At 70.6% G+C, this 8,214-nt stretch carries 8 protein-coding genes; 5 read left to right on the top strand and 3 right to left on the bottom strand.

Going from position 1 to position 8,214, the window contains the following annotated elements; all coding sequences use genetic code 11:
* The first annotated feature begins 125 nt into the window (after positions 1 to 125).
* Positions 126 to 1,790, top strand: coding sequence for a helix-turn-helix domain-containing protein (locus RB614_RS44015; RefSeq protein ID WP_308718668.1), 1,665 nt, complete (start codon positions 126 to 128; stop codon positions 1,788 to 1,790).
* A gap of 181 nt (positions 1,791 to 1,971) precedes the next feature.
* A complete protein-coding gene (locus RB614_RS44010) occupies positions 1,972 to 3,840 on the top strand; it encodes an AfsR/SARP family transcriptional regulator (RefSeq protein ID WP_308718667.1) in 1,869 nt (622 codons plus the stop codon).
* On the opposite strand, the gene RB614_RS44005 is transcribed toward RB614_RS44010, so the two are convergent.
* Positions 3,740 to 4,759 carry a helix-turn-helix transcriptional regulator gene (locus RB614_RS44005; RefSeq protein ID WP_308718666.1) on the bottom strand — a complete coding sequence of 340 codons (1,020 nt, stop codon included), beginning with the start codon at positions 4,757 to 4,759 and terminating at the stop codon, positions 3,740 to 3,742. The two genes, RB614_RS44010 and RB614_RS44005, sit on opposite strands and share 101 nt — an antisense overlap.
* A gap of 193 nt (positions 4,760 to 4,952) precedes the next feature.
* On the opposite strand from RB614_RS44005, the gene RB614_RS44000 reads away from it, so the two are divergent.
* Positions 4,953 to 5,285: a hypothetical protein gene (locus RB614_RS44000; protein WP_308718665.1), complete on the top strand. Its 333-nt coding sequence runs from the start codon at positions 4,953 to 4,955 to the stop codon at positions 5,283 to 5,285.
* Positions 5,286 to 5,521: 236 nt separating this feature from the next.
* Positions 5,522 to 5,692 carry a hypothetical protein gene (locus RB614_RS43995; RefSeq protein ID WP_308718664.1) on the top strand — a complete coding sequence of 57 codons (171 nt, stop codon included), beginning with the start codon at positions 5,522 to 5,524 and terminating at the stop codon, positions 5,690 to 5,692.
* A gap of 122 nt (positions 5,693 to 5,814) precedes the next feature.
* On the opposite strand, the gene RB614_RS43990 is transcribed toward RB614_RS43995, so the two are convergent.
* Both RB614_RS43990 and RB614_RS43985 read right to left on the bottom strand, forming a co-directional pair.
* Positions 5,815 to 6,282 carry a universal stress protein gene (locus RB614_RS43990; RefSeq protein WP_308718663.1) on the bottom strand — a complete coding sequence of 156 codons (468 nt, stop codon included), beginning with the start codon at positions 6,280 to 6,282 and terminating at the stop codon, positions 5,815 to 5,817.
* 217 nt (positions 6,283 to 6,499) lie between these two features.
* A complete protein-coding gene (locus RB614_RS43985; RefSeq protein ID WP_308718662.1) occupies positions 6,500 to 7,162 on the bottom strand; it encodes an SRPBCC family protein in 663 nt (220 codons plus the stop codon).
* A gap of 134 nt (positions 7,163 to 7,296) precedes the next feature.
* Between RB614_RS43985 and RB614_RS43980 the strand changes: the two genes are divergently transcribed.
* Entirely contained in the window at positions 7,297 to 8,190 is an 894-nt protein-coding gene (locus RB614_RS43980) for an IS982 family transposase (protein ID WP_308717983.1), read from the top strand.
* Positions 8,191 to 8,214 lie beyond the last annotated feature (24 nt).

Here is an 8,214-nt window from a genome sequence, read left to right as displayed (position 1 = left end):
GTTGGTGGCCACCGCACGAGGGAGGCTTCGCCTCGGACCGCCCAGACGGGTGATTGGCCTGGTGGGGCCGCTCGCGGTGGTCGCATCCTCGCATCCACGGATGTGGTTGCGGGAGGTGCACGGTCATGGCAGCGCGTGTGTCCAGAACGAACGCGGTGACGGTCAACGACGTACTCGACGGGCGCAAGCTGCTGGAGATCGACTGCCTGGACCGGGTCTATCTCACCTTGTCCGTGCCGAACCTGATGGTGGGCGGCCAGGTGGTCAGCTTCCTGACCCAGCATGAGGGCAAGCCGGTGCCATCACCGGCGTTGCTGGAACGCCGGGGACAGACGTTCCGCCGGGCCGTGATGTCGTTCGCGCGGGCCAACGACATCCCGGTCATCAGCTTTGCTGGGAAGAAGGACAACAGCAGACCGGGTGTGCTGGCCGACAGCCCGTGGCCGGAACGCAAGATCGATCAGATGATGCCGCTGATCCGCAAGGCCGCCGCCACCGGCCGGTCTCAGGTCGCCGCGATCGGCGTCGCGCAGGAATACCAACGAGTCTTCACCGGCACCAAGTCCGAAACCGGGACCGGCGCGGTGTGGTTCTCCTACCAACGGGTCGAACGCCGGGTCACCTGCTACTACTTCTACCTATGGGACGAGCAGGTCGGCCCGGCGTTCATCAAGATCTGCGCCTACTTTCCCTACCCGGGCAAGATTTGGATCAACGGGCACGAGTGGGCCAAACGCCAAGCCACCGCAGCGGGTGTCGGCTTCACCGAACTGTCCAACGGGTTCGCCTCCTGTGACGAGCCCGCCGCGCTGCAGGACATCTGTGACCGGCTCGGCCCCGGCACCATTACGGTGTTCGCCGAACGCTGGTGGGCCCGGCTGCCGTTGCCGTTCACCGGCACCGACCGGCAGGCCGGCTACTGGTGGGACATCTCCATGCGCCAGGTCGAGGTCGCCAAGACCATCGTGTTCAGCGCACCCCACCACGCTCGGGCCTTCTTCGAAGCCCTCGCCGCGGACAACCTGGACATCGGCCGCCCCGACAACATGGAGATCATCTTCAACCGGCAGGTCCGCTCCACCACCCACGGCGTGTTCCGCACCGCGATCGACCGGGACAACGACGGCGTCGTCGTCAATGCCTTCTACCGCCACTCGCGGATCAAGTACTACCTCAAAGACCGCCGCGCGCTGCGTATCGAAACCGTCATCAACGACACCTACGACCTGCGCGTGCTGCGCCGCCTGGAACACCTCGACGAACTCGTCGTCAAGGCCCGTGACGTCAACCGCCGACTGTTGGACACTATCCGGGTCGGTCAGGGCTGTGTCCTGGCGAGCCCAGCCATCGAGCGGGTCGCCCAGCCCACCCTCACCGAGGACGGCAGGAGGGCCCCAGCGCTTCGCTTCGGCGACCCTCGGGTCATGGCCCTGACCGGCGCCCTATGCCTGAACCTGTTCGCCGTCACCGGCATCACCAACAACAGCCTTCGCGCCTTGACCGCCCGGCTGCTCGGCACCAGCTACAGCACCAGCCAGATGACCTACGACCTGCGCCGGCTACGCGCCAACGGCCTAATCCACCGGATCGAACACACCCACACCTACACCCTGACCCCCGACGGGCAACGCCTAGCGATCTTCTACACCAAACTCCACAACCGACTCCTACGACCACTCACCGCCGCCGACCAGCCTCAAGCCCCACCCACCCTCCGCCACGCCCTAGCCACCATCGACCAGCACGTCGAGGACTACATCACCCGCTCACGACTAAAAACCGCGGCCTGAAAACCTGACTCCCGTGTTCAGATTCCCAAACCCAAGGATCTAGGCCAGCCGCCTGGCGGAAACCTGCCTGGCTCCTTCCCGCCCCGATGCCTTCGTTGACCAAGACCCTCCCGGGTCAACACCATCGAGGTACGACCTTCACGGGGTACGTGAGCAGAGGTTGAGGACGGAAGACGGCGCGATGCATGACGATCACCGAACCGACCGTGAACCGACCACGACGTTCGAACTGCTGGGCCGCCTCGAGGTCAGGAAGGGCGGCGAGCGGGTCGACCTGGGGCCGCCGAAGCAGCGGCTGGTGCTGGCGCTGCTGCTGAGCCGGGCCGGCAGCGTGGTCCCGGTGGACCGGCTGACCGAGGCGCTGTGGGAGGGGAACCCGCCGCGGACCGCCCGCAAGAACCTCCAGATCTACGTGGCGGCGCTGCGCAAGATAGTCGGCAACCGGATCCGGTACGTGGCCTCGGGGTACGTGCTGGACGTCGAGCCGGAGGAGTTCGACCTCCTCCGGCTGGAGCGGTACGCGACGGCCGGCCGCCGGCTGCTGCGGGACGGCGACCTGCCCGGCGCGGTGGCCGCACTCGACGGCGCGATCCGTTGCTGGCACGGGATTCCGCTGACCGAGTTCGCCGGCGTGCCCATCGCGGTCAACGAGTCCGACCGGTTGGCCGCCCGGTTCCTGTCCGCGTACGAGGACTGGGCGGAGGGGCAGGTGGCGCTCGGGCACTACGCCGAGGTGCTCGACGGCATCGACGAGGTCGCCGGCCGCCATCCGTTCCGGGAGCGGCTGGGCGTCGCGAAGATGACCGCGCTGGCCGGATGCGGCCGCACCGCCGAGGCGCTGGCCTACTACGACGAGATCCGGCAGCGGATGGCGCGGGAGCTCGGCATCCAGCCGAGCCCGGTGCTGACCGCCCTGTACCAGCGGATCCTGGCCGGCCAGTCCCAGCCCGGACCGGGCGGGCTGTCCCGCGCCACCAACGGCCTGCCGCGTGACCTGCCCGACTTCGTCGGCCGGCGCGACGAGCTCAACCACCTCGTCGACCTGCTCGACGCCGGCGGCCCGGCGGTGGACGTCGTCGTGCTCACCGGCCCGGCCGGCGTCGGGAAGACGGTGACGGCCATCCGGACCGCCCGCCGCCTGGACGGGCGCTTCGCCGACGGCGTCATGTTCGTGCCGCTGCGCGCCCGGGACGGCCGGCCCCGGCCGATCCACGAGGTGACGGTGGGGCTGCTGCGGCAGCTCGGGTACTCCGGCGCGTCGCCGCCGCCCGGGGAGGCGGTGCCGCTCTGGCGGGCCTGGCTCGCGGAACGGCGGATGCTGCTGGTCCTGGACGGCGCGATGGACGAGGACTCGGTGCGGGCCCTGCTGCCCGGGCTGGGCGACAGCCGGGTCCTGGTGACCAGCCGGCTGAAGCTGAGCGGCCTGGACGCGGTCTGCCGGGTCGCGCTCGCCGAGCTGTCCACAATGGAGTGCCTGGACCTGCTCGGCCGGATGGTCGGAGCCGGCCGGGTGGTCTCCGACCGGTACGCGGCGGAACGGCTGGTCGAGCAGTGCGGCCGGCTGCCGCTCGCGGTCCGGGTGCTCGGCACCAAGCTCGCGATGCTCCCGCACATCCCGATCAGCCGGTACGCCGAGCGCCTCGCCGACGACCAGGCGCTCTTCGCCGAGCTGGCCGCCGGTGACCTCTCCGTGCAGGCCTGCCTGGACGACTGGATCGGCTCGATCGCCCCACCGCCCCGGGAGTCGCTGCGCCAGCTCGCGTGCATGCCGCGCCCCGTCTTCGGGCGCGACGAGGTGGTGACCGCGCTCGGCGCCGGCACCGGCTCGGTCGACCGCACGATCGCGACGCTCCTGGAGGCCAGCCTCCTGTTCGTCCCGGACCCGGAGGTCGCCGCCCACCAGGAGATGTACGGCATGTCGGCCCTGCTGCGGCGCTACGTCCGCGCGCTCATGACGGCGCCGCCTCGCGCGGCGGCGGCCGCAGCCATCCCTGCTCGGCCGCCAGAGCACCGGCCTGGAACCGGCTCCGCGCGCCCAACCGGGCCATGAGCTCGGCCGCCATCCGCCCGACCGTACGCGCCGACACGCCCAACCTGCGGGCCGCCTGCTCGTCGGTGTCGCCGCGGAGCAGGAGCTGGAGCAGCGCCCGGTCCTGATCGGTCAGGTCCGGCGTACCCCGCGTCGCCTGGTCGCCGCCCCACGGCCGGGCGTGCTGCCACTGCTGCTCGAACAGCGCGCACATCGCCGCGATCGCGCCCGGCCCGTGCAGGATGCAGGCACCGGTCGAGGTGCGCGACGGGTCCAGCGGGACCACCGCCCGGGCCCGGTCGACGATGAGCATCCGCAGCGGCAGGACCGGCACGGTGCGCACCTGCGCGCCCATCTCGACCAGCCACCGCGCGTGCGCCGCGGTCGGCCGGTCGTTGCGGGCGCTGGTCAGGTAGATCGTGCGCATCTCGATGCCCCGCTCGAGCACCCGCTGGTTGAGCGGGCGGCTCGCCGTCAGCGCCTCGGCCGTCTGGGCACCGTCCGGCGCGAAGGTCAGCAGCTGGTGCCGGGCCTCGAACGAGATCCGCTCCAGCGCCTCGCGGACCGTGTCGACGCCGAGCAGCTCCTCGACCTGGGCCGCCGACTCGCCGGGCGCGCGGTGCGCGTTGTGCTCGGCCACCAGCGCCTCGATGGCCGCCCGCCCCTCCTCGATCTGGTGCTGGCGCCGCAACAGCTCCGCACGCTGGCGGGCCAGCAGGATCTCCAGCCCGACCTCGGGCAGCACCGGCCTGAGCAGCTCCGGGTCCTCCCACGACGGGCGCAGCAGCGACAACCTGGCCAGCTCGTCCAGCGCGTCCTTGACCGCGTCTTCGGTCCACCCCAGGCTCGCGGCCAGCGACGCCGTTCCGGCGCCGGGCTGCTTGAGCATGGCCAGGTAGATCTTCTCCGCCGACGGGTCGACGCCGAACGCCTCCAACACTTCGGCCTCCTCGTCACGTTCCGTTTGGACTCTGGCCATTCGGCGCCGCCCACCGAGTGGATTGGTCGCCTACTTTCGTCCAGCGGGATCGTGCCCCACGCGTTCCAAATCTTTGTCTGTCCTTTGTCTGCCGCGCAAGAACCTGCCACGCGATGAGATTGGCCCGAGCTGTGGATGGTGTGATCGTGAGGACGTGTACGCCGTCACCGTCCGCCTGATCTACCTGGTCGCGGCCACGCACCTGCCCGGCGACAAGCTCCAGAGATTGATATGGATGGTCGCCGAGCCGGGGGATGGCCTGGAGCACCTCTACGCCCAGGCCAGCGACCGGGGGGTCGACGTCGTGATGTTCCTGGTCGCGCCGGGCCTGCTCAGCGCCGAACGCGTCGCGGCGCAGCTCATCGCGCGTGCGGAGCGCGCCGGCCTCACCGGCTACTGGCCGGTGAGCTGCCAGGTCGAGCTGATCGTGCCGCTGGCCGAGGCGGCCCTGCCACCGAGCCCGCCGCCGGACACCCCGGACTCGTGAACGCGATTCGTCAGATCACCTATATCGGCTCCGCGTATTTACGCAGCACGACCCTTGTCCGGCTTCGGCCACGCAGGAGGTGGACAGTGGCGGCGCCTTGAGCGGCCGACAGCCCCGGCGAAACAATTCAGCCAACGCGTCCACCAATTAGCGCAGGCCCCCGCGAAGTTTGGTGCAAACCGCATTGTTCACCGCAGGAGGTGTAACCGGTGAAAAGGACCATCCGTGCCGCTGCCATGCTTATCGGTACTCTGGCCGTCGCGCTTGCCGTCTCGGCGGCGGCCCTGCCCGACCACCGCACCGCTGTCCCGCTGGCCGACCCGGTGCCCGTGGGCGGGCACACGGTCACCGTGCCGACCGGACCGGGCGATGACGACGACACGGACGACCTGACTTGGCAGATCTGAGCGGCGCGACGCGCTCCGTCGCGCCCGCTCCCGCGGGGCGCCCGCCATCCGCGCGGGCGCCCCGTCCGTACGTCCGGGCCGCCGGACTTCCTGCCGTCGGGTCGGGGACCTTCGGCGCGGCGTCAGGCCGCGGTGGTGAGGACGGGGCCCGGCTCGGCCACCTTGGCGGTCGCGACGACCAGGACCGCCGGATGTCCACGGCGGGCCAGCTGGTGCGCGAGCGCGGCGGCGACGCTGTCGCCGCGCAGGCCGGTGGCGGTGTCGCTGCCGATGACGACGACATCGGCGATCGCGGCCGCGTGGCTCAGCGCGGTGACCGGGTCGGCGAGCACCAGCTCGCGCGCGATCGGCGGACGGGGCGACACTCCGGCGACCGCCTCGGCGATCCGGTCCCGCTGCATGCGGTGCAGGTCGAGGCGCGCCTCGAACAGGCCGTCCCGGTCCCGGGCCAGCGCCCGGTCGGCGGCCGGCCAGGCGGTCACGACGAGGACGCGGGCGCCGGTGCGCGCCGCCTCCCGTACCGCCCACCACAAGGCGTCGCGCGCCGCCGCCGACGCGTCGAGACCCACGACGATTCGCTGCCGTGCCATCTGTGCCCTCCCTGTCCCCGGCTACCTACAGCCTTCGCCGTTCAGGCCCGGCCAGACAGGGCCACAAGTCCCGTCGGCCGGGTGAAGGTGAGCCGGCGGGGCGCCCGTTCCATCCCAATCCGGGCAGCGGGTGGCCGATCAGGGCCGATGGTCTGCGCCCGGTTGGCTGAGCGGTCCGCTCGGCTGGGACCCGGGTCGCGGCACCACCGGGCGGCATTCAGCCGGTGGCCCGCGCGACCGCCGGCGGCCGGTCGCCGGCGGTCCGCTCGGCGCGCTCCTTGATGCCCAGCAACATCTTCCGCTCCATGACCAGGCTGCCCGGCTCCAGGAAGAGCGTGTTGTACAGGCGGCGCAGCGCCGGCGCGTCGGGCGTGGCGATGAGGTTGCGGGAGATCAGCCGGGTTCCGCCGTCGGTGGTCGGGTACAGGGCGAACGTCCACACCCATTCGAGGTTGCCGGCACGCAGGCACAGCACCCGTTCCGGTTCGAGGATCTCCACGGTCATGCTCGGCCCGTCCGCGCCGATCGGCAGCACGTCGCCCACCTTCAGGTCCTGGTACTCGGGCAGGATCCGGTCCGCGCTGTGCATGTCCAGGCCGAAGAGGTTTTCGATCCAGTCGTACGTGTAGGCGCCACCCCGGCCGCTGCCCATCTGCACCAGCCAGGGCCAGATCGCCGCGGGCGGCGCGTCGACGGCCACCGCGCGGGTGGCCAGCACGTCCGGGTCGGGGATGAGGTCGTCGCCGGGCAGCTCCCGGATCACCTCGTCCGGGGTGGCTCCCCAGTGCAGGCAGCGGTCGCGCAGCAGCAGCGGGTACGTGGCGGCCAGAGCGGCTCCCACCCCGGCGGCGGTCAGTGCCCAGGTCACTCGTCGCTTCATCGGTGCCCTCCGATCCGTGGTCGGCCGCGGGCCACCTCGCGCGGGTCCGCGACGGTCTCTGTCGACGCTAGACGAGTAGTTCCGATGTCGGGGGTCGATGCGAGGGCATGAGGGAGGGTGTCGATGATCATGTTGTGACGCAAGACCTCGACACCCTCTTGACCGCACTTTACGTGAAGATCGATGACACGATCCGGACGCCGCGATGGTTGGGCCGGCCGCCGCTGCTGACCGACTCCGAGCTGGTCTGCCTGGCCGTGGCCCAGGTCCTGCTCGGCGCCCGGTCGGAGGCGCACTGGATCCGCTACGCCCGGATCCATCTACGCGCCTGGTTCCCCTACCTGCCACAACGCCCCGGCTACAACAAGCGGCTCCGTGCCGCCCTGCCGCTGATCAAGAAGACCATCCGGGACCTGGCCCGTGACAGCGACTTCTGGTTCGACAACCACTGGATCGTCGACTCCACCCCGATCCCGTGCGGCATGTCCCGCCCGACGGTGAAACGCTCGGACCTGGCCGGGTGGGCCGGATACGGCTACTGCGCCTCCCACTCACGGTTCTTCTGGGGCCTGCGCCTGTATCTGGTGTGCACCCCGACCGGGATGCCGATCATGTGGGCCCTGGCCAACCCGAAGATCGGCGAACGGGAGGTCCTCGCCGCGATGCTCGAGGTCGAAGCCGGCGTGGTCGCCGAGCACACCGGCATCCTGATGATCAGCGACAAGGGCTTCGCGTCCAAGACACTCGAGCGGGACCTGGCCGAGCAGGGTATCCAGTTGCTGCGGCCCTCTCGCAAGCGGGACAAAGCCCGCTACGGCGAGGCGCTGCTCAAGAAGGTCCGGCAGCTGATCGAGTCGGTCAACGACACCCTCAAAGGTCAACTCGACCTCGAACAACACGGCGGACGGACCTTCACCGGAGTCGCCGTCCGCATCGCCCAACGCCTACTGGCCATGGCCGCCGCGATCTGGCACAACAACAAGACCGGCGCACCGATCACCCGGTCACTGATCGCCTACGACCACTGACCGACATCGGAACTACTCGTCTAG

This window comes from Phytohabitans maris (assembly GCF_031085175.1).
Lineage (GTDB): Bacteria > Actinomycetota > Actinomycetes > Mycobacteriales > Micromonosporaceae > Phytohabitans > Phytohabitans maris.
This window is presented reverse-complemented; position numbering and strand designations above follow the sequence as displayed.